This window comes from Paraferrimonas sedimenticola (assembly GCF_002282855.1).
Taxonomy (GTDB): domain Bacteria; phylum Pseudomonadota; class Gammaproteobacteria; order Enterobacterales; family Shewanellaceae; genus Paraferrimonas; species Paraferrimonas sedimenticola.
On the sequence record NZ_NRIR01000001.1, the window covers coordinates 619855 to 641059 of the forward strand.

Consider the following 21205-nt stretch of genomic DNA (forward strand, 5'->3'; position numbering starts at 1 on the left):
CGTTAAAGAAGGGACCTGATGGTCCCTTCTTTAACGGTTAGAAGTTAAGTATGGCTTAAGGCTTACGAGCAACAATTAAATCTCGCTTAATCGACTGGTCCACTCGGTGGGAATAACCCACAAACGGCGGCTCTTCGAGTACCTCAAAGCCCTCAGCTTTCAAACATTCAGCCGCCGTTTGCCACTTTAGAGTGAACTCGTTAAACGAGATAACCAGGGAGGCACCGCTTTTTAGCAATTGCTTCCAAGCCGGTAGCGAGTCGGCTAACAAGCGCTCTGGGCTGCGCTCGAGCTTGGTGTCTGCCGCTTGCTTAGCACCGTGCTGCACGCCATAGGGCAAGTCCGTGACCAGCATGTCGCAGGAGCGCTTTTTGACCATGTGCATGGATAAGCGGGTGTCACCGTCAAACAGCTGCAGTTTTTGCGGCTGCTTAAACGCCTCTTTGCTGTGGGCGCAATCGAGCACAAATACGCTAGCGGCTTTTTTGCTGCCGCTAATATTGCGACGCTCTTTGTGGCCCTTGTGCTTGTAGCGCCCTTTCTTCATGAAATTAAGCAGATAAGCGCGAGTCTCTTCGACCCACTTACTGTTAATCTCAACGCCGTTGACGTTAAAGCCGCGAATCAGGCCTTCGTACAAGCTAGTGCCTTTGCCGCACATAGGGTCCAGCAGAGTCGGACGCTCGCTGCCAGTATTGCTCGCGGCAATCGCCAGATTGACCATCATGCGAGTGAACTGCTCGTTAGTTTTACCCGTGTAGCGCAGGATCTGCACCATAGACTCAGGGAAAGTAAACCCAGGTTGCACCGCCATAGGCGCCAACAAGTCGCCCTGTTTTACTTCGAACAAAGCGTAAAACATCGACGATGCCGCCAAGGCCTGTGCTTGTTCATCACTTAATGGCTGAGTTGCCATGAAGCACAAATGCGGTGGCAGACCATCGACAGTGTCTTCTTCAAACTCCAACTCAACGCTGTGAGCATGAGCCAAAGCTTTTAGCTCAGATTGAGCAATCAGTTGGGAAGATTCAAAGTAGATGCGATTGTGGCCCGGGTTGGCCAACATAACGTAACGAGGCATAAGCGATTATTCGATGCGAATTAGGTTGATTACGAGTTAACAGAAGAATTGCTGGGGAGCTAGCCGCTCCCCACAAGCGCCGAGTTACAGATACTCAACCGCGGTGATTTCAAAGTCAGTCTCACCACCAGGGGTGTTGATGGTCACTTCGTCATCCAAATTCTTACCAATCAAACCACGAGCGATAGGCGAGTTAACCGAAATCAGGTTAGCTTTGATATCCGCCTCGTCGTCACCCACGATGCGATAAGTCACTTCTTCGTCGCTGTCCAAGTTCAAAATGGTCACAGTAGTACCAAAAATCACACGACCCGTGTTCGGCATCTTGGTTACATCAATGATCTGAGCGTTCGACAGTTTACCTTCGATATCGCGAATGCGCGCTTCACAAAGACCCTGCTCTTCACGAGCAGCGTGATATTCCGCATTCTCTTTCAAATCGCCAAGCTCGCGAGCTTCTGCAATCGCATTAGAGATCGCCGGACGACGCTCATGTTTAAGCACTTCTAGCTCTTCACGCAAAATCTCGGCGCCACGAGCTGTCATAGGGACTTGGTTATTCACTCTTTCTTTTCTCCATACAGAATACGATTCCGCCGCCTGACCAGAAGTAAAGCGGAAACGAAAAATTTGGGTTGGATAAATCGATGCTAAAGCTGAGGAACAGATTAACACCCAGCCACTAGAAACTCCACCAGAATTCAGTGTAGACCATAGAGATCGGAAGTAGGTCAAGGAACTCGCAACTGGCTGCCAGCAACCTGAAAATAGCGGTTGGCCACTCGCCATTAGGGGCTAGCAACCCGCTGGGAACAGAGCGCAGTTAGCTGTTGGCAGAGCGCGGTTGGCAACCCGCAGGTAGCAACTGGCAGCTCGGAACCGGATAGTGCGTAGAGGGCGCAGCTTCATTCACGTCGGGACGCTCTAGACATCCATGTGCGCTCTCAGGTCGTTCCCGACGACCTGAAGCCCTCCTTCGAATGAACCTACACCCTCTCCACTTACCATCCGGTTCCATTGCTTTGGCTGCTACCTGCGGGTTTTAGGCTTATTTGCATCTGGCGGTTGGGTGACGAGAAGGGGGTGGCCGTCCAAAGGAGGGCGTCGTTTGTAGGGAACAAACGTCGAACGCACAGGGATGTTTTAAGTGTCCCGACGTGGACGGCCACCCCCTTCTCGGATTCGCCCAACCGCCAGATGCAAAAAAGGCGCCCGCAGGGCGCCTTAGAGGATGTTCCCGCGACAGCGGGAACGACGAGCTACTGCCGATTAGCGTTGGTGCAGCTCTTGTACCGAAGTGACCACTGCGCGGTCGTCTTCGGCGTGGGCCAAACAGGTGGCGAAGGCGGCGTTCATGGTGGTGGTGTAGTTCACCTTGTAACGCAGGGCGCCGCGACGCAGTTGGCGTGAATCTTCGATGGCTTGACGGCCTTCGGTGGTGTTTACGATGTAGCTGTACTCGTCGTTCTTGATGCGGTCAAGAATGTGAGGACGACCTTCGTGTACCTTGTTCACTAGGCGTGGGTTGATGCCAGCTTCGCCAAGTACGACTGCGGTGCCGTGGGTGGCATCGATTTCGTAGCCTAGCTTGATTAGCTGTTCGGCAAGGGCGGCAACGCGCTTCTTGTCTGAGTTACGCACAGAGATTAGGGCACGGCCGTTCTTTGGCACGTCCTTAATCGCACCCAGCTGGGCTTTGGCGTAGGCTTCAGCAAAAGTATCGCCAACCCCCATCACTTCACCGGTTGAGCGCATTTCTGGCCCAAGCAGTGGGTCAACACCAGGGAACTTGTTAAACGGTAGTACCACTTCTTTCACTGAGTAGTAGCTAGGGATAATTTCCTTTTGGAATCCTTGCTCTGCTAGTGTTTGGCCAGCCATGACACGAGCGGCAACCTTGGCAACTGGCATACCTGTGGCTTTCGATACGAAAGGCACGGTACGAGCAGCGCGAGGGTTAACCTCAATCAAGTAAATCTCGTCGTCCTTAATCGCGAACTGAGTGTTCATTAGGCCGCGTACACCTAGTTCAAGGGCTAGCTTGCGTACTTGCTCGCGCATGCGGTCTTGAACGTCAGCCGACAGAGAGTACGGAGGTAGTGAACAACCTGAGTCACCTGAGTGAACACCGGCTTGCTCGATGTGCTCCATGATACCGCCGATGACCACATCTTCACCGTCGCAGATGGCGTCGATATCAACTTCAATCGCGTCATCTAGGAAACGGTCTAACAATACTGGCGCTTCGTTAGATACAGACACGGCTTCGTTGAAGTAACGGCGCAGGTCTTTCTCGTCGTATACGATTTCCATTGCACGACCACCGAGTACGTACGAAGGACGTACCACCAGTGGGTAACCGATGCGCTCGGCAGACAGTACCGCGCCTTCGGCGGTGGTTACTGTATCGTTTTGTGGCTGTTTCAGGCCTAAGCGGTCAACGGCGTGCTGGAAGCGCTCGCGGTCTTCGGCACGGTCGATGGCGTCAGGGCTGGTACCGATAATTGGTACGCCAGCTTGCTCTAGTTCGCGCGCCAGTTTCAGCGGGGTTTGGCCACCGTAGTGAACAATCACGCCTTTTGGCTGTTCTACGCGAACAATCTCTAGCACGTCTTCTAGGGTTACTGGCTCGAAGTACAAGCGGTCAGAAGTATCGTAGTCGGTGGATACTGTCTCTGGGTTACAGTTAACCATGATGGTCTCGTAACCGTCTTCGCGTAGCGCAAGGGCGGCGTGCACGCAGCAGTAATCGAACTCGATGCCTTGGCCGATACGGTTCGGGCCGCCACCTAGAACAATGATCTTGTCTTTGTCTGATGGGTTGGCTTCGCACTCTTCTTCATAGGTTGAGTACATGTAGGCGGTGTCGGTGGCGAACTCGGCCGCACAGGTATCCACGCGCTTGTACACAGGGAAGATGTCGTAGCGTTGACGTAACTTGCGTACTTCGGCTTCTGAGGTGCCCAGTACTTTTGAGATGCGTGCGTCAGAGAAGCCTTTGCGCTTCAAGCGGTACAGCAGATCTTCATTAAGACCGGCAAAACCTTCTTCTTTCAGGTTTTCTTCGCTCTTAATGATGTCTTCGATTTGCACCAAGAACCAAGGGTCGATGTTGGTCAGCTTGAAGATGCCTTCCATTGACATGCCTGAGCGGAACGCATCAGCAATGTAAAGGATACGGTCAGCACCTGGCTCTTTTAGCTCGTGGCGAATGCGCGCCATTGAAGCGTCGTCTTCAAGGTCGACAATTGGGTCGAAACCGTCGATGCCTACTTCTAGGCCGCGCAGTGCTTTTTGTAGAGACTCTTGCAGGGTACGACCAATGGCCATTACCTCACCTACAGACTTCATTTGAGTGGTCAGACGGTCGTTAGAGCCGGCGAACTTCTCAAAGTTGAAGCGAGGGATCTTAGTCACTACATAGTCGATGGCGGGCTCGAAGCTCGCTGGAGTGCGACCGCCAGTGATGTCGTTCATCAGCTCGTCTAGGGTAAAGCCTACCGCGAGCTTGGCAGCGATTTTCGCGATTGGGAAACCCGTCGCTTTAGAGGCCAATGCTGAAGAGCGAGATACACGTGGGTTCATCTCGATGATAACCATGCGGCCATCTTTCGGATTCACACCAAACTGTACGTTAGAACCGCCAGTTTCTACGCCGATTTCGCGCAGTACCGCCATCGAGGCGTTACGCATCAGCTGGTATTCTTTGTCGGTCAGGGTTTGTGCTGGAGCCACTGTGATAGAGTCACCGGTGTGAACGCCCATAGGGTCGAAGTTCTCAATCGCACAAACTATGATGCAGTTGTCCGCACGGTCGCGAACCACTTCCATTTCGTACTCTTTCCAACCAATTAGAGATTCGTCAATCAATAGCTCGTTGGTTGGTGATAAGTCCAAACCGCGAGAACAAATCTCTTCAAATTCTTCTTTGTTGTAAGCGATACCACCGCCTGAGCCACCCATGGTGAACGAAGGACGGATGATACATGGGAAGCCCACTTGGTCGAGTACGCCGTAAGCTTCTTCCATTGAGTGAGCGATGCCTGCGCGAGGACACTCAAGGCCGATTTTCTTCATGGCCACGTCAAAACGGGCGCGGTCTTCGGCTTTGTCGATGGCGTCAGCAGTCGCACCAATCATCTCAACGTTGAACTCTTCTAGTACGCCTTTTTGCTCAAGCTCTAACGCACAGTTCAGCGCGGTTTGGCCACCCATGGTAGGCAGAATCGCATCTGGGCGTTCTTTTTCGATGATCTTGCGCACTACTTCCCAGTGGATTGGCTCGATGTATGTGGCATCGGCCATTTCTGGGTCGGTCATAATGGTGGCTGGGTTAGAGTTCACCAATACCACGCGGTAGCCTTCTTCGCGAAGGGCTTTACACGCTTGTGCACCTGAGTAGTCAAACTCACACGCCTGACCAATCACAATTGGACCGGCGCCTAGGATAAGAATGGTGTTAATGTCATTACGTTTTGGCATTGTCGCTTCTTCTCCTAGCTTATTGAGCGGCTTTGTATTCTTGAATCAGTTCGATGAAATGATCGAACAGCGGCGCGGCGTCGTGCGGACCTGGGCTGGCTTCAGGGTGCCCCTGGAAGCTAAAGGCCGGCTTGTCAGTGCGATGGATGCCTTGTAGCGAACCGTCGAACAGTGACTTGTGGGTGGCGCGCAGCGTGCTTGGCAAGCTGTCTTCTTTCACTGCAAAACCGTGGTTTTGGCTGGTGATCATCACGGTACCCTTGTCCATGTCAGACACTGGGTGGTTAGCACCGTGGTGGCCGAACTTCATTTTTTCGGTTTGCGCGCCTGAGGCCAGTGCCAGTAACTGGTGGCCTAGGCAAATGCCGAATACAGGAATTTCGGTTTGTAGAATTTCTTGGATGGCCTTGATGGCGTAGTCACACGGCTCTGGGTCACCTGGGCCGTTTGATAGGAAGATGCCATCTGGGTTCATCGCCAGCACTTCGCTAGCTGGGGTTTGCGCTGGAACCACTGTCACATCGCAACCGCGGTCAACTAGCATGCGCAAAATGTTGCGTTTAACGCCGTAGTCATAAGCAACCACTTTGAACTTCAGCTCGTCTTCAGCTTTATCGCCTGGCAGCCCGCCAACGAGTTCCCAGCTGCCTTGGCGCCATGGGTGAGTTTGTTTGGTGGTGACTTCTTTGGCCAAGTCCATGCCCTTCAGGCCCGGGAAGGCTTTGGCTTGCTCTAGCGCCTGTTCAGCGTCAGGTTCTACACCTGCGATGATGCAACCGGCTTGGGCGCCCTTCTCGCGCAGAATGCGAGTTAGCTTACGGGTATCGATGTCGGCAATGCCAACTACGCCGTTGCTAGACAAGTACTGGTCAAGGGATTGTTGGTTGCGGAAGTTGCTGGCTAAAAGTGGTAAATCGCGAATGATTAGGCCACAAGCATGAATATCAGCAGATTCGGTGTCTTCGGCGTTGGTGCCGGTGTTACCAATGTGGGGATAGGTCAATGTGACCATTTGACGAGAATAGGAAGGATCAGTGAGGATTTCTTGGTATCCAGTCATGGATGTATTGAAAACCACTTCACCAACTGCAGTACCGTTAGCGCCAATGGAAACGCCCTTAAATACTGTGCCGTCTTCTAAGACCAGAATTGCTGAGTTACTCAACGCAACCTCCGAATTATTAAGCCACCAAATTTTTTCGTATTATCTGCGCGCAATTTGCAAAGCACTTGCTTTATTGCAAAGCGTTAGCAGTGCCCGTTTCATAGGCAAATTCCGCGCATTCTAGCCGTATAATGTCACCTTGTCTAACCAAATTTAGGCTTTGGTCAACAAAATACTTTCAAACGGCTATTTTTCTGTGTTTAACCCCAATACCTGCTGCATGTCGTACAGGCCGTTGGGTTGATTGACCAGCCAAACAGAGGCGCGCATCGCGCCGTTGGCATAGGTCATTCGGCTCGACGACTTGTGAGTGATCTCCAGTCGCTCGCCAATATCTGCAAATAATGCGGTGTGATCGCCAATGACGTCACCCGCGCGAGTGGTCGCAAACCCAATGGTGTTCGGGTCGCGCTCGCCGGTCATACCTTCGCGGCCGTATATCGCCACGTCCGCCAAATTACGACCAAGTTTAGCAGCGATTACTTCGCCCATTTTAAGCGCAGTCCCGCTTGGTGCGTCCTTTTTGAAGCGGTGATGGGTTTCTTGAATTTCAATGTCGCACTGCTCGCCAATGACCTCGCTGGCCACCTCCAGCAGTTTCCACATTAGATTAACCCCAACCGACATATTTGGCGCGAATACCACCTTGGTATTTTGTGCATGTTGCTCAAGTGCTTGCAGCTGCTCATCACTAAAGCCCGTGGTGCCAATCACCATGGCTTTGTTGTGCGCCGCACACCAACTCAGCAGCTCTAAGCAAGACTCTGGGCTGGTGAAATCCACGAGAACATCGAAATCCGACTGAGACAAATCATCGACCAGCGTCACACCCAGTTTTCCAATTCCAGCAAGCTCTCCGGCATCGGCGCCAGTTAGGCTTGAGCCCGGACGAACGCTGGCAGCAATTAGCTGAATTTGTGGGTGGTTATGGGCCGCTTCAATAAGCACTTTGCCCATGCGACCGGTTGCACCGGCGATTGCAAGCTTAATGCTGTTTGTCTGGGTCATCTTTGTTTTTCGGTTCCTGTGTCTTGTTTATTTTATTGTGCGCAACAAAAAGGCGGGGTGTCCCGCCTTAATTATTTAAACGATGTCTAGCAATTCGACTTCGAATACCAACGCCGCATATGGAGGAATCGCACCGCCCGCGCCGCGCTCGCCGTATGCCAAGTTGTGTGGAATAAACAGCTTCCACTTAGAACCTACTGACATCAGCTGCAGAGCTTCAGTCCAGCCAGCGATAACGCCGCCTACTGGGAACTCAGCTGGTTGGCCGCGCTGTACCGAAGAATCGAATACTTCGCCGCTGGTCAGTGAGCCGTGGTAGTGACAGCTAACGGTTGAATCTACGGTTGGCTTGTCGCCAGTACCTTCGGTGATGATTTGGTACTGCAGACCAGACTCAAGAGTCACAACGCCTTCAGCTTTTGCGTTTTCGGCTAGGAAAGCTTCGCCTTCAGCAGCGGCTAGCTTAGCTTCTTCAGCTTTAACTTTTTGGATGCGCTCGCCGATTACGGTGAATGCTTGGCGAAGGTCGTCTTCGCTTACTTGCATTTCGTCGCCGCGGAATGCGTCAGCAAGACCTTGCTGAACTGCGCTGATAGAGATGCCTTCGAAAGAGTTAGCGGCCAGTTGCTCGCCTAGTTGCAAACCGATGCCGTAGCTGGCCTGCTTTTCTACAGTGTTGAAAGTGTCGGACATTTGAGTCACTCAGTTATTAGAAAAATCCGACGGATTGTAGCATGAAAAAGGGGCCAATATCTGCCCCTTGAACACACTAATTTGCACATTGCTGAATTGATTTTTGCTCAGCTAGATTTTGCAGTTTGGACGCTTACCCGCGGCTCGCGCACTTTCGTAAATGGGCTGCACTTTTGCTTGCAGATTACGAAGGTCTTGAATGCGGGTCGAGCTCGATGGGTGAGTCGATAACAGTTCTGGTGGCGCACCGCCACTTAGCTTGCCCATGTTCTCCCACAGAGTAATGGCTTCTGCTGGGTTAAAGCCCGCGCGCGCCATTAGCTCGGCACCGATTTCATCGGACTCGGTTTCTTGGGCGCGGCTAAATGGCAGCATTAGGCCCAGTTGTAAACCGGCGCCTAAGGCCGTCATTGCCATTTCGCGCTCAACCGGTGTTTGGCCTTGCAGGGCGATATTAGCGATTTGCAGGCCCGCACTAGACAGTTGGCCGCGGGAGACTTGCTCATTGCCGTGGCGCGCCAGTACATGGCCAATCTCGTGACCAATAACCGCCGCTAGCTGATGTTGATTAGTGGCCGCTTTCATCAAGCCGGTGTAAACACCAATATGGCCGCCTGGCAGCGCAAAGGCATTTAACTGCTCTGAGTCGAAAGTGACAGTTTCCCACTGCTGCTGAGTCGGCAGCTCTTTAATGATGGCGTTGGCGATACAGTTAACGTAAGCGGTGGCTTTGGGGTCGGTACTGACTTTTTCTTGCTTCTTGATTTGCTCAAAGGACTGCTCGCCCATTTGGTTCATTTGTGCCTCAGAAAAAAGCAACATCTGACCACGCCCGGTAGGCGATGTGTGAGTGGCACAACTACTCAGAGCCATGCTGGCTCCCAGTGCTAGCGCTAACAGCTTAATTCGCATGCCAAAAATCCTTTTACTAAATGTTTACATCTAGTCAAATTTTGGCACTGTGGCTGATGCAATTCAAGCGTGGCGCTTGTCATTCCCGTGGAAACGGGAATCTAACCACTGGCTAATAGCACTTGGCTAGATTCCCACTTTCGTGGGAATGACTGAAGAAGTGTGGGAATGACAGAAGCCCGCTATCCCTACTCCGCCGTCAAACGACAAATCTCCACAATTGTCTTCGCCGCCAACTCCATCTGGTCCAAACTGGCGTACTCGTGAATACCGTGGAAGTTGTAACCACCGGTGAAAATATTTGGGCACGGTAAACCTTTGAACGACAGCTGAGCGCCATCGGTACCGCCGCGAATAGGCTTGATTAACGGCTCAATGTTTAGGTTTTGCATGGCTCGCTTGGCGATGTCGATGATCTGCTGATGCGGTTCCACCATGGCTTTCATGTTGAAGTAGGAGTCGGTGATCTCCAGCGACACCGAACCGCCGCTCAATTGCTGATTAAGCTGAGCGACCTTTTCTTTCATAAAGGCTTTGCGACGGGCCATGCCATCCGAGTCAAAGTCGCGCAAAATGTAGTGCATCTCGGTCTTGGCAATCGACGGTTTCATACTCGCCAAGTGATAAAAGCCTTCATAGCCTTCGGTGGTTTCTGGGGTTTCTGTGGTTGGCATCATGGCTTGCAGGCGCGCCGCCAAGTTCATCGAATTCACCAGTTTGTTCTTCGCAGTGCCGGGGTGAACCGACACACCGTGACAAGTCACCACAGCACTGGATGCATTAAAGTTCTCGTACTCAAGTTCACCAAGTTGCCCGCCGTCAATGGTGTAGGCCCACTGAGCACCAAACTTATCCACATCAAATTTGTGTGCACCGCGTCCAATCTCTTCATCAGGGGTAAAGCCAATGCAAATGTCACCGTGTGGGATGTCAGGGTTAGCCACCAGCTCGGCCACAGCGGTTAGGATCTCAGCAATACCGGCTTTGTTGTCAGCACCTAGCAGTGTGGTGCCGTCAGTGGTGATAAGCGTGTTGCCAATTAAGCGGCTTAGCTCTGGATACTGGCTTGGGGTCAACACCTCGCCGCTGTCGCCAAGTGCGATATCGCCGCCGTCGTAGTCTTCAACCAGTTGCGGTTTAACGTTGGCGCCGGAAGCATCCATGGCGGTATCCATGTGAGCGATGAAACCAATCGCCGGCACTGTGTGGCTGACATTGCTCGGTAAGCGGGCCATCAAATAGCCATTGTCATCAAGGGATACATCACTCAAACCCAGTTCAATCAGTTCTTGTTTAAGCTGCTTGGCCAAAACCAGTTGGCCCGGTGTTGATGGACAAGTGTCGATAGCGGCATCGGCTTGGGTGTCAAAAGATACGTAGCGAAGTAAGCGTTCTAATAGTTGTTGGCGCATGCTAGCCCTTGGTTAATTGCTTGTGCTGGGCATTATGGCGAACTGAGGTTGGCTTTACTGGGTGATAGATCAAAGCTTTGGTGTGTGCTGGTCGGAGCTTGGTGGCACAACTCGGTCATCCCGTTGGAAACGGGTAACTGGAAATCAACTAATCGCTAGTGGAAATAGGTGGATCCCCAGTCGAGCTGAGGATGACGATACTAGAAAGGAATAATAATTCTGGATTTTTGGGTGAATTTCGCGCATTATGGCCAGCTATTACTTTAGAGGTAACTAATGGAACATCCATGGCACTACATATTGGCTATCGGCGGCATCTTTATTGCGGCCAGCTTTGGCATAGCTGTATGGATTGACTACAAGGCGAGCTTGATCGAAAAAGCTCAACGAGAAGGTCGCGCGTGCCCGATGCGAATGCGCAAGTTTGATCAAAAGACACCGTTTGATACTTGGTGATGGCTAGTCGCAACCGACACATATACTCAGTAGACCTAATTTCCAGACACAAAAAAGGCGCTTACCAAAAATGGGAGCGCCTTTTTGCTGTTGGCTGGATTCCCACTTTCGTGGGAATCACGAGCGGCAGGACTACTTCAAGTCCTCAAAGAACTTCTTCACACCATCGAAAAAGCCTTCAGCTTTTGGACGATGGGTGTGCTTACCGCCATTCAAGCTAGCTTCAAACTCTTCGAGCAGTTCTTTTTGCTTGTCGGTCAGTTTCACCGGAGTCTCGATCAGTACCTTACAGATCAAGTCACCCACGGCGTGGCTGCGAACCGACTTAACCCCTTTACCGCGCATGCGGAACATACGACCGGTCTGAGTTTCGGTTGGGATCTTAAGCTTAACCTTGCCGTCCAAAGTCGGTACTTCAATCTCACCGCCAAGGGCGGCGTTGGTGAAGCTAATTGGCACTTCGCAGTACAAGTTGTTACCGTCACGCTCAAAGATTGGATGCTCTTGCACGTGCACTTGTACGTACAAGTCGCCCGCTGGCGCTCCGTACTCACCCGCTTCACCTTCGCCAGATAGACGAACGCGATCGCCAGTATCAACACCGGCTGGGATCTTCACAGACAGAGTCTTAGATTTTTCGTAGCGACCATGGCCATGACACTTAGAGCATGGGTCTTTGATGATCTTGCCGCGACCGTTACAGGTAGGACAGGTTTGCTGGACCGCAAAGAAGCCCTGGCGCATCTGCACCTGACCGCTACCATGACAGGTGCCACAGGTCTCGACGTCGGTACCTTTCTTGGCACCAGTACCATCACACACTTCACACTCGGTCAGGGTCGGAATGCGAATTTCGCGCGTAACACCGGCAACCGCTTGCTCAAGGCTTAACTCAAGGTTGTAGCGAAGATCCGCACCGCGCTGTGCCTGACGGCCACCGCCGCGACGACCGCCGCCAAAGATATCGCCAAACACGTCGCCAAAGATGTCGCCAAAGTCGCCAGCACCGCCGCCTGGGCCGCGGTTGGGATCTACACCGGCGTGACCAAACTGGTCGTACGCTGCTTTCTTATCAGCGTCGGTTAGGATCTCGTAAGCTTCTTTGGCTTCCTTAAATGAGGTAGCCGCAGACTCGTCACCTGGATTGCGGTCCGGGTGAAACTTCATCGCCAACTTTTTGTAGGCTTTCTTGATTTCCCTTTCGCTGGCATCGCGGCCAACACCTAGGACTTCGTAATAATCTCGTTTCGACATATTCTTCGCTTGTTTAGTTGTCGTCCTTGGGTCATCCCCAAGGCGTCATCCTCAGCTAATTCCCAAGGCGTCATCCTCAGCTCGACTGGGGATCTACCCTTTCGCTACCGGCAATTCGCTAGATTCCCGCTTTCGCGGGAATGACGGTAGGAGTACAAACGGGCATATGAGTTTCCTCATACGCCCGCCTTCTAAAATAATCAGTTAGTTACGATTATTTTTTGTCGTCTTTCACTTCTTCGAACTCAGCGTCGACAACGTCGTCAGCAGGCTGTTGCTGGGCACCGCCCTGAGGCTGGCCTTCGGCACCACCTTGAGCTTGTTGTGCTTTCGCCTGAGCAATTTCCATCAGCTTGGCGCTGGCTTCGATTAGCTTCTGGCTAGCCGCTTCAATCGCTTCTTTGTCGTCGCCTTTAACCGCTTCTTCAACAGCTTTAGAAGCTTCTTCGATCTTAGCCTTGTCTTCTGCTGGTAGCTCGTCACCCGCTTCTTCAACCTGCTTGGCAGTGGCGTGAACCAGACCGTCAGCTTGGTTGCGAGCCTGTACTAGCTCTTCAAACTTGGCATCTTCCTCAGCGTTGGCTTCGGCGTCGCGTACCATTGCTTCGATCTCTTCGTCCGACAGACCAGAGTTCGCTTTAATGGTGATCTTCTGCTCTTTACCAGTGTTCTTGTCTTTAGCAGACACGTGCAGAATACCGTCGGCATCTAGGTCGAAGCTCACTTCGATTTGTGGCATGCCGCGTGGTGCAGGCTGAATGCCTTCTAGGTTGAATTGACCTAGAGACTTGTTCTCGCCAGCGCGCTTACGCTCACCTTGCAGTACGTGAATGGTTACTGCGTTTTGGTTGTCTTCTGCAGTTGAGAAGATTTGGCTACCCTTAGTTGGGATAGTGGTGTTCTTCTCTACAACCTTGGTCATCACGCCACCCATGGTCTCAATACCCAGAGACAGAGGAGTCACGTCCAGTAGAAGTACGTCTTTCACATCACCCGACAGTACGCCACCTTGAACCGCAGCACCCATGGCAACTGCTTCGTCAGGGTTAACGTCTTTACGAGGCTCTTTACCAAAGAAGCCAGAAACCGCTTCTTGAACCTTAGGCATACGGGTTTGACCGCCCACCAAGATTACGTCGTTGATGTCAGATACAGACAGGTCTGCGTCGGCCAGAGCCACTTTCAACGGCTCTAGAGAGCGAACAATCAAATCTTCAACCAAAGATTCCAGCTTGGCGCGAGTCACTTTAACTACCAAGTGCTTAGGACCAGTAGCGTCTGCAGTGATGTACGGCAGGTTAACTTCGGTTTGAACTGCTGAAGACAGTTCAATTTTCGCTTTCTCAGCCGCTTCTTTCAGACGCTGCATAGCCAACGGGTCGTTGCGCAGGTCGATGCTTTGGTCTTTCTTGAACTCGTCTACCAGGTAGTTAATCAGACGGTTGTCAAAGTCTTCACCACCCAAGTGAGTGTCGCCGTTGGTCGCTAGAACTTCAAAAGTTTGCTCGCCGTCTACGTTGTCCATCTCGATGATAGAGATATCGAAAGTACCACCACCTAGGTCGTATACCGCAACGATGTTCTCACCAGTCTTCTTGTCCAGACCGTAGGCCAGTGCCGCAGCCGTTGGCTCGTTGATGATACGCTTAACTTCTAGACCGGCGATGCGGCCAGCGTCTTTGGTTGCTTGACGCTGTGAATCGTTAAAGTACGCAGGAACAGTAATAACTGCTGCTGATACTTCTTCGCCCAAGTAGTCTTCGGCGGTTTTCTTCATCTTTTTCAGAATTTCGGCAGAAATTTGCGGTGGCGCCATTTTCTTGCCTTGGGCTTCTACCCAAGCGTCGCCGTTGTCAGCTTCGATGATTTTGAACGGCATGATATCAACGTCACGCTGAACTTCGTCGTCTTTGAAACGACGGCCAATCAGACGCTTGATAGCAAATACAGTGTTGTGTGGGTTGGTAACCGCTTGACGCTTCGCAGGCTGGCCTACCAAGATCTCGTCATCGGTGTAAGCAATGATAGAAGGGGTAGTACGATCGCCCTCAGCGTTCTCGATTACCTTTGGCATGTCGCCATCTAAGATTGAGATACAAGAGTTAGTTGTACCCAAGTCAATACCAATAATTTTACCCATGACGGTGTCTCCAAATACTGCGGTTGAAGTCTCTCTCCAACCAAATATCTCTGTGTTAGTAAGGGATATGGGGGCGCCTTGACGCTTTTCAAGGGCGCATGCCCTATCCCGCAAAATCCGGTTACAAGCTATATAGGGGCGTGAAATTGTATTCCAAGGGTTAAACCAAAACTTTTTTGTATTTTTTTTTGTTAAGCCATAGCTAAAGGTGGATATAATCCGCTGTGATTTAGTGAATTCAAGGAGTTAGCCATGCAACCCCAGTGGGTGCCTTATGCCTTTGGTTTGAGCGCTGTTTTGCTTTGGTCCACAGTGGCCACCGCATTTAAGCTCGCCCTGGCACAAATGACCCCGATCCAACTGGTGCTGCTGGCGGCTTTGGTGTCCATTGTTTTTTTGGGCAGCGTGGTCATTTGGCAAGGCAAGTGGCGCTTGTGCGGCCGCCAGTTTCAAGCGCAACCCAAGTTTTACATAATCACAGGCTTGCTCAACCCTCTTGCCTACTACTGGGTGCTGTTTCAGGCCTACGACCTATTGCCTGCGCAACAGGCGCAACCGCTCAATTACACCTGGCCTGTGGTGCTAAGTTTATTGGCCGTGCCAGTACTTGGACAAAAGCTCAGAAGTGTGGATGTGATTGCCGCCGCGCTGGCTTATTTTGGGGTACTGGTGATCGCCACCAGCGGCAATTTGTTAGCGCTTGAGTTCGAGAGCCCGCTTGGGGTGGCGTTGGCCCTTGCTTCCACCTTGCTGTGGGCCAGCTATTGGCTACTCAACACCAAAGACAAGGGTGATCCTGTTGTCAGCTTGTTACTCAGCTTTGTTACCAGCCTGCCGTTTATTGCCGCGCTCACCCTATTCACCGACGGTTGGCCCGAACTGACTCTCAAGAGTTTTGCCGGTGCCGCTTATGTGGGTCTGTTTGAGATGGGGCTCACCTTTGTACTCTGGCTAATGGCGCTTAAAAAGGCGCAGCAGAGCGACAGCGTCTCTACCGCTAGCATTAGCAACCTGGCTTTCATCTCACCGGTACTGTCGTTATTTTTCATCGCCGCCATTCTCAAAGAGAGTCTGCAAATATCGACCTTTGTTGGTTTGGCAATGATTATCACTGCACTGGGTTTTCAGAAGCTCAAAAGAAGTTGATCGCCACATTCGCGCAACATCAAGATCACCACCACAACACATCCGACCAAGCTAGATCACGTTTTGGAATACGCTCGTTTTTTTTAGCTTTAGCCCGCTTTTATTTTACGCAGCGCGTATAACCAAAATATTCATCGACTGTAGAAATTTTCTTCTCATAAATGTCTGTTTTGTATGTAAAACACATCTTTTTGGCGTTAGAAAGATACTGAATTACGCCATTTTGGTAGCAAACTTCCGCCAGTTACCATGTTTTCAGTTTCTCTCTGACCTGTTCGCCCGCGCGCATTGTTGTGAGCCAATCCGCAGCGACAGGCACCGAATATCGAGAAATGTTTACAAGGAAAACACTATGGAACGACGTAATTTTCTCAAAATGAGTGCTGCTCTGAGTTGTTCAGCCACATTGGTGGGCTGTAATTCAGACAAAGCGCCAGAAGAAGAACTTCCCATTGACCCACCAGTTGATCCACCGATTGATCCGCCAGCCCCTGAAGGCGAACAGGTCAACTGGTCTGCCTGCTTGGTAAACTGTGGCTCTAACTGCCCAATCAAAGTTTATTCAGAAGACGGTGTGATCACTCGCGTTGAAGCCGAGAACATCACCACCGACGAGTACGGTGTTAGCCACCACATTCGTCCATGCCCGCGCGGCCGCTCGTTGAAGCAACGCACCTATGCGCCAGATCGTCTGACTCAGCCAATGAAGCGCGTTGGTAAGCGTGGCGCTGGCGAGTTTGTGCCAATTAGCTGGGAACAAGCTTATGAAGAGATTGCTTCTAAACTGCAATCCACCGCGGCCGATTACGGCAACGACGCTATCTACTTCCACTACGGCACTGGTGCCTACTATGGCTTTGCTAGCAACACCGCCACTTGGCAGCGTCTGCTAAACCTAAACGGCGGTTTCCTAAACCACCACTGGGATTACTCGTGGGCCGGTGCTTACTCAGCGAGTATGGCGACCTACGGCGACCAGTGGGATTCGATTGGCGGCAGCTCGCTGGCTGAAATCGAAAACTCTGACTTGTTCGTTGGCTTTGGTTTCAACCCTAACGAAATCCGTATGTCAGGGTCTGGCGAAGGCTATGACTTCGTCAAAGCCCTTGAGAAGAACCAAAACGGTATCGAAGTCTGGATGGTTGAGCCTCGTTACACCGACTCAATGCGCGGAACCGAAGACCGTTGGTTGGCGATTCGCCCAGGCACCGATGCGGCACTGGCCGAAGCGGTTATCCATGAGATGATCAGCTCTGGTTGGGTAGAAGCCAACGCTAAATCTTTCCTAGACAAGTGCTGTGTGGGTTACGACAAGGCCTCACTAGAAGCGGCCAAAGCCGAGCTAGAAGCTAAGGGCGACGAGCACGCTCAGTACATCGACGTCGAAGATAACTACAAAGACTACATTCTGGGTGCTGGTAAGTACGCAGCGCAAGGCGCTCGCACTCCTGAGTGGGCCGAGCCAATCACTGGCGTACCCGCTGCCGACATCAAGCAGCTTGCCGACAAGATCATGGCCGCTAACGCGCCATACATCTCTGCCGGTGCCGGTATTAGCCGTCACGCCAACGGTGACCAGTCAACTCGTGCGGTCTACATGCTGGCCATCATGACAGGTAAGATTGGTAACGCCGGTGTAAGCACTGGTGCTATGCCGACCAGCTTTAGCTTGGGCGTTTCTGGCATGCCAACCGGTAGCAACCCAATCGATGTGACCATTCCTGTGTTCTCTTGGTCCGACGCTGTGGTTCGCGGTAAAGAATTTACCGGCCTGACCGACGGTGTGCGTTTTGCTGCATCTGGCTCTAACGAGCTGGCAGACAACTCTGAAGCCAAGCTAACGAACGACATTAAAGTCATTATTAACGCCGCCGGTAACGCGCTGGTGAACCAACACTCTGACAGCAACGGCACCGCAGATATTCTGCGTGACGAGTCTAAGTGCGAGATGATTGTTGTGTGTGATTGCTGGATGACTCCATCGGCCAAATTCGCCGACATCCTACTACCAGACACCACTTGGCTTGAGTCTGAAGATTTAGCCAACGACAGCTACGCCTCAGGTCAAATGGGCTACATCACCATGATGAGCAGCTCGCTAAAACCTCTGGGTGAGTCCAAGTCCATGTACGACATCTGTACCGGCATCGCCGCCAAGATGGGCAAAGAGTCTGAGTACACCGAAGGTCGCACCAGCTCTGAGTGGGTGGCTAAGTTGTACGACGAAACTCGTGGCATGAACTCTGACATCGACATGCCAGAAACTTTGGCGGATGCTCAAACTCAAGGCGTGTTCCGCAAGTACGTGCCTGGCAGCACAGTGAGCTTGCAAAGCTTTGTGCAAGATCCTGCCAACAACCCTCGTCCAACGGTTTCAGGCAAAATCGAAATCTTCTCGATTTCTAACGCTAAGAAAGCCGCCACTTGGACGTTGCGCGACAAAGGCGACCTAATCACGCCACTGCCTCAGTACGTTGTGACTTGGGACGGTTTCGAGGACAAGGTTACCGCCGAAGACTACCCGTTGCAGCTGTGTGGTTACCACACCAAGGGTCGTACCCACTCGTCTTTCCATAACGTGCCTTGGTTGCGCGAAGCGGTTGAAGATGCGGTTTGGCTAAACCCTATGGATGCCAACCAGCGCGGTCTAGAATCTGGCGACCTAGTTCAGGTTTGGAACACTCGCGGTACCATCGAGCTACCTGTGCGTATCACTCCACGTGTTACCCCAGGTGTCGCCATGATGGGTCAAGGCGCTTGGTACCAACCTGACACTGACGGTCGTGTGGGTCCTTCGGGTCACGTGGTCGATGTGGGCGGTTGTATCAACACCCTGACCAAGTACCACCCGTCCCCTGTGACTAAGGGCAACCCGCAGCACACCAACCGCGTGCAAATCAAAAAGGCTTAATGGAGTAAACAATTATGTCTGACAACAAACAATACGGCTTTTTTGTTGATACTCGTAAGTGCACCGGCTGTAAGACTTGCCAAATCGCCTGTAAAGACAAGAGCGATTTGACCCTTGGCCTTAACTGGCGTCGTGTCTACGAGTACTGCGGCGGCACTTGGACGAAGGACGACAACAACGCCTTTACCCAAAGTGTGTACGCTTACTACGCCTCAATCAGCTGCAACCACTGTAACAAGCCTGCTTGTGTGGAAGCCTGCCCAACCGGTGCCATGGCCAAACGCGAGACAGACGGCTTGGTGCTAGTTGACCAAGAAGTGTGTATCGGCTGTGAGATGTGCGCCAAAGCTTGTCCTTACGATGCGCCTCAAATCGACAACGAGCGCAACGTAATGACCAAATGCGACGGTTGCTATGACCGCATCGCCGAAGGACTTAAGCCAAGCTGTGTGGACTCTTGCCCGCTGCGCGCGTTGGACTTCGACACCATGGACAACTTACGCGCCAAGTACGGCAATGGAGACGGTCACATTGCACCGCTGCCACCAGCTGCCGAGACCGACCCTAACCTGATTTTGTTGGCTAACCCTAATGGCCAACCTGCAGGTGCCGGTACAGGCTCTGTGGTTAACCCGGCAGAAGTATAAGCACTCGCCGAAACGTCTTAGAACCGAGTTACTAGGTTTTAAGACAATTGCGGCGCTCCTCGCGAGCGCCGCACTTTACAAAGACTGAGCTACTACAAAGACTAAGTTATAAAAAGAAAGAGTCATGACAGACAGCACCCAAATCCTATTAGAAGACGCACAAGCCGCCGCTCAAGTGCTGCACAATGTGCTGATCTACTACCCATCAGCCGAGCTGATGGACACCTTCAAACAAAACCAACTCGGTGCCAATTGGCCGCGCTTTAACGACTCAGAGCAAAACCGCCAAGGCCGAGAATTGGTCCATGCCTATTTAGAGCAATACCAAGCCGACCAACACACCCAATTGAGCCTAGATTATGGGCAACTGTTCTTTGGCCCTGGTCGCCCAAATGCCATGCCTTGGGGCTCGGTATACCTTGGTGAAGAAGGTATTCTCAACGACGATTCGACCACAGCGCTGCGCCGCTTTTTAAAAGACATCGGCTTGGTGTATCAGCTTGAGCGCAATCTACCAGCGGATCACATCGCTCTATTGTTTGGCTGTATCGCCGAACTGCTGCAAGCCATCTTGGCCAACCCAGATTCCGAGCAGACCGTGCAACAACTTATCGAGCTTTTGCAAAGCCATGTATTCCCTTGGTCTGACCGCTGCTTTAGCCAAGCGCTTGAGCACGCTAACAGCGATTTTTTCAAAGGCTTGGCACTATTGGCTCAAGACCTTCAATGCACCCTGACCCAAGCTCTGTCATTAGAGGTTGAGTCTCTAAAACTGTATCAATAAGCCTATGACTGCACTCGGCGCTATCAAACAACAGTGGCATAAGTCCGATTATGCCGACCGCCTGGCCAAGCACTTAGCCCAGCAAAAATCGCTTAAGCGTTACTTCTCGGCCATGGTAGAGATGAACAAGCTGGCAGACTTAATTGCCGCTCTGAGTTTTCGCGAGCAAGACTGGCGCTTTCAGCAAGAAGAAATTAGCGACGATGCGCTGTTTCTGGCCTTGTTTGACTGCTTTCAGTTGTTGTTCGTCAAGCTGCTGCAAGGCTTGGAAATGCAGCAAGAAGAGTATGTGATTTTGGTGTTGGCCAGGCACTATGCTGAAGAGATGCAGAAGGCCGAGCTCACCCCAGAGCTGGTCAAACAGAGCAGCGCCCTACTCAAAGCCTTTGAGCAAGGCAACCAGCTGCGAGTGCAACGTCAAAGAGCCGCGCGCAACATGTGCTAGCGGCTCTCTCTGCCGTGTTAGCCTCGCGGCGCGTAAGTCTTAGCCGCTTCTAGAATCAAAGTCTCAGGCATGCGCACGCGATAATCCGGATTCACATAGCTAAATTGCACCTTGCCGTCGGTGTCCAACAGATACACAGCAGGCACTGGCAACACAATACGGTCAGTGCCGTCAGCGGTGGCAAACACAGACCCCATCTTGTCGCGATAGCGCTTGGCAAGCGAGTCTTCTAGAAAGAAAGCCAGGCCAAAGGCGCGAATCGCATCCAAGCCATTATCTGATAGCAAAGTGTAATCAATCTCACCGTCGATACGCGAGGCGTTCAAGCGCTCAGGAGTGTCTGGTGAGATGGCGGCCACCTGATAACCCAAGTCTTTAATTTGCGGAAGGACCTGCTGCAGCGATGCCAGTTGTTGATTGCAGAATGGACACCAGCCGCCGCGATAAAACACCAACAAGGTTGGCTGTTGCGCCGCCAATTGGTTCAGCGATACCTTCTCGCCCTTGTGATCTTTCAAAGTCACGCTTGGCACCAACTGGCTATTGAGCAACGGGTGTACCTCTAGCGGTGATTCAGCAATCCCCTGTTGAGGGTCGGCAACCACACTGGCACTGAAAGCTATCGCGCTGATTAGTAAAGTAATTAAACGAGTCATTTGAATTTTCCTT

At 51.9% G+C, this 21205-nt stretch carries 17 protein-coding genes; 6 read left to right on the forward strand and 11 right to left on the reverse strand.

The annotated features are described in order from the left end of the window. Nucleotides 1-55: 55 nt before the first annotated feature. The 8 genes from CLC93_RS02645 to pepT form a co-directional block, all read right to left on the reverse strand. Nucleotides 56-1081, reverse strand: coding sequence for a TRM11 family SAM-dependent methyltransferase (locus tag CLC93_RS02645; protein WP_095504377.1), 1026 nt, complete (start codon nt 1079-1081; stop codon nt 56-58). A gap of 84 nt (nt 1082-1165) precedes the next feature. After that, the gene (gene greA, locus CLC93_RS02650) at nt 1166-1645 is read right to left on the reverse strand and encodes a transcription elongation factor GreA (protein WP_281254650.1); all 480 of its coding nucleotides are present in this window, start codon (nt 1643-1645) and stop codon (nt 1166-1168) included. Between the two features lie 705 nt (nt 1646-2350). Then, nucleotides 2351-5563 (reverse strand): carbamoyl-phosphate synthase large subunit, encoded by a 3213-nt coding sequence (gene carB, locus CLC93_RS02655; RefSeq protein ID WP_095504379.1) that lies wholly within the window; start codon nt 5561-5563, stop codon nt 2351-2353. A 19-nt stretch (nt 5564-5582) separates the two neighbouring features. Beyond that, nucleotides 5583-6728, reverse strand: a complete 1146-nt coding sequence (gene carA / locus CLC93_RS02660) for a glutamine-hydrolyzing carbamoyl-phosphate synthase small subunit (protein ID WP_095504380.1) — start codon at nt 6726-6728, stop codon at nt 5583-5585. A 186-nt stretch (nt 6729-6914) separates the two neighbouring features. After that, nucleotides 6915-7736: a 4-hydroxy-tetrahydrodipicolinate reductase gene (gene dapB, locus CLC93_RS02665; protein WP_095504381.1), complete on the reverse strand. Its 822-nt coding sequence runs from the start codon at nt 7734-7736 to the stop codon at nt 6915-6917. A 75-nt stretch (nt 7737-7811) separates the two neighbouring features. Further along, nucleotides 7812-8429 carry a BamJ family beta-barrel-assembly machinery protein gene (gene bamJ, locus CLC93_RS02670; protein WP_095504382.1) on the reverse strand — a complete coding sequence of 206 codons (618 nt, stop codon included), beginning with the start codon at nt 8427-8429 and terminating at the stop codon, nt 7812-7814. A gap of 111 nt (nt 8430-8540) precedes the next feature. Next, complete coding sequence (locus CLC93_RS02675; RefSeq protein WP_095504383.1) at nt 8541-9341, reverse strand: M48 family metallopeptidase; 801 nt, start codon at nt 9339-9341, stop codon at nt 8541-8543. Nucleotides 9342-9529: 188 nt separating this feature from the next. After that, entirely contained in the window at nt 9530-10753 is a 1224-nt protein-coding gene (gene pepT / locus CLC93_RS02680) for a peptidase T (RefSeq protein ID WP_095504384.1), read from the reverse strand. A 276-nt stretch (nt 10754-11029) separates the two neighbouring features. Between pepT and CLC93_RS02685 the strand changes: the two genes are divergently transcribed. After that, nucleotides 11030-11209 carry a hypothetical protein gene (locus CLC93_RS02685; RefSeq protein WP_095504385.1) on the forward strand — a complete coding sequence of 60 codons (180 nt, stop codon included), beginning with the start codon at nt 11030-11032 and terminating at the stop codon, nt 11207-11209. A 132-nt stretch (nt 11210-11341) separates the two neighbouring features. Here CLC93_RS02685 and dnaJ read toward each other — a convergent pair whose 3' ends face one another. Both dnaJ and dnaK read right to left on the reverse strand, forming a co-directional pair. Then, nucleotides 11342-12463, reverse strand: a complete 1122-nt coding sequence (gene dnaJ / locus CLC93_RS02690) for a molecular chaperone DnaJ (RefSeq protein ID WP_095504386.1) — start codon at nt 12461-12463, stop codon at nt 11342-11344. 214 nt (nt 12464-12677) lie between these two features. Beyond that, complete coding sequence (gene dnaK / locus CLC93_RS02695) at nt 12678-14603, reverse strand: molecular chaperone DnaK (protein ID WP_095504387.1); 1926 nt, start codon at nt 14601-14603, stop codon at nt 12678-12680. 252 nt (nt 14604-14855) lie between these two features. Here dnaK and CLC93_RS02700 point away from each other — a divergent pair, with 252 nt between their 5' ends. From CLC93_RS02700 to CLC93_RS02720, 5 genes are all read left to right on the forward strand, one after another. Continuing rightward, entirely contained in the window at nt 14856-15749 is an 894-nt protein-coding gene (locus tag CLC93_RS02700) for a DMT family transporter (RefSeq protein WP_095504388.1), read from the forward strand. Between the two features lie 352 nt (nt 15750-16101). Continuing rightward, nucleotides 16102-18660 carry a DMSO/selenate family reductase complex A subunit gene (locus CLC93_RS02705; RefSeq protein ID WP_095504389.1) on the forward strand — a complete coding sequence of 853 codons (2559 nt, stop codon included), beginning with the start codon at nt 16102-16104 and terminating at the stop codon, nt 18658-18660. 14 nt (nt 18661-18674) lie between these two features. Further along, nucleotides 18675-19307: a DMSO/selenate family reductase complex B subunit gene (locus tag CLC93_RS02710; RefSeq protein ID WP_095504390.1), complete on the forward strand. Its 633-nt coding sequence runs from the start codon at nt 18675-18677 to the stop codon at nt 19305-19307. Nucleotides 19308-19431: 124 nt separating this feature from the next. Further along, nucleotides 19432-20091: a TorD/DmsD family molecular chaperone gene (locus tag CLC93_RS02715; RefSeq protein ID WP_095504391.1), complete on the forward strand. Its 660-nt coding sequence runs from the start codon at nt 19432-19434 to the stop codon at nt 20089-20091. 4 nt (nt 20092-20095) lie between these two features. After that, nucleotides 20096-20536 (forward strand): hypothetical protein, encoded by a 441-nt coding sequence (locus tag CLC93_RS02720; protein ID WP_095504392.1) that lies wholly within the window; start codon nt 20096-20098, stop codon nt 20534-20536. A 17-nt stretch (nt 20537-20553) separates the two neighbouring features. Here the strand turns inward: CLC93_RS02720 and CLC93_RS02725 are convergent, their stop codons facing one another. Then, nucleotides 20554-21192, reverse strand: coding sequence for a peroxiredoxin-like family protein (locus CLC93_RS02725; protein ID WP_095504393.1), 639 nt, complete (start codon nt 21190-21192; stop codon nt 20554-20556). Nucleotides 21193-21205 lie beyond the last annotated feature (13 nt).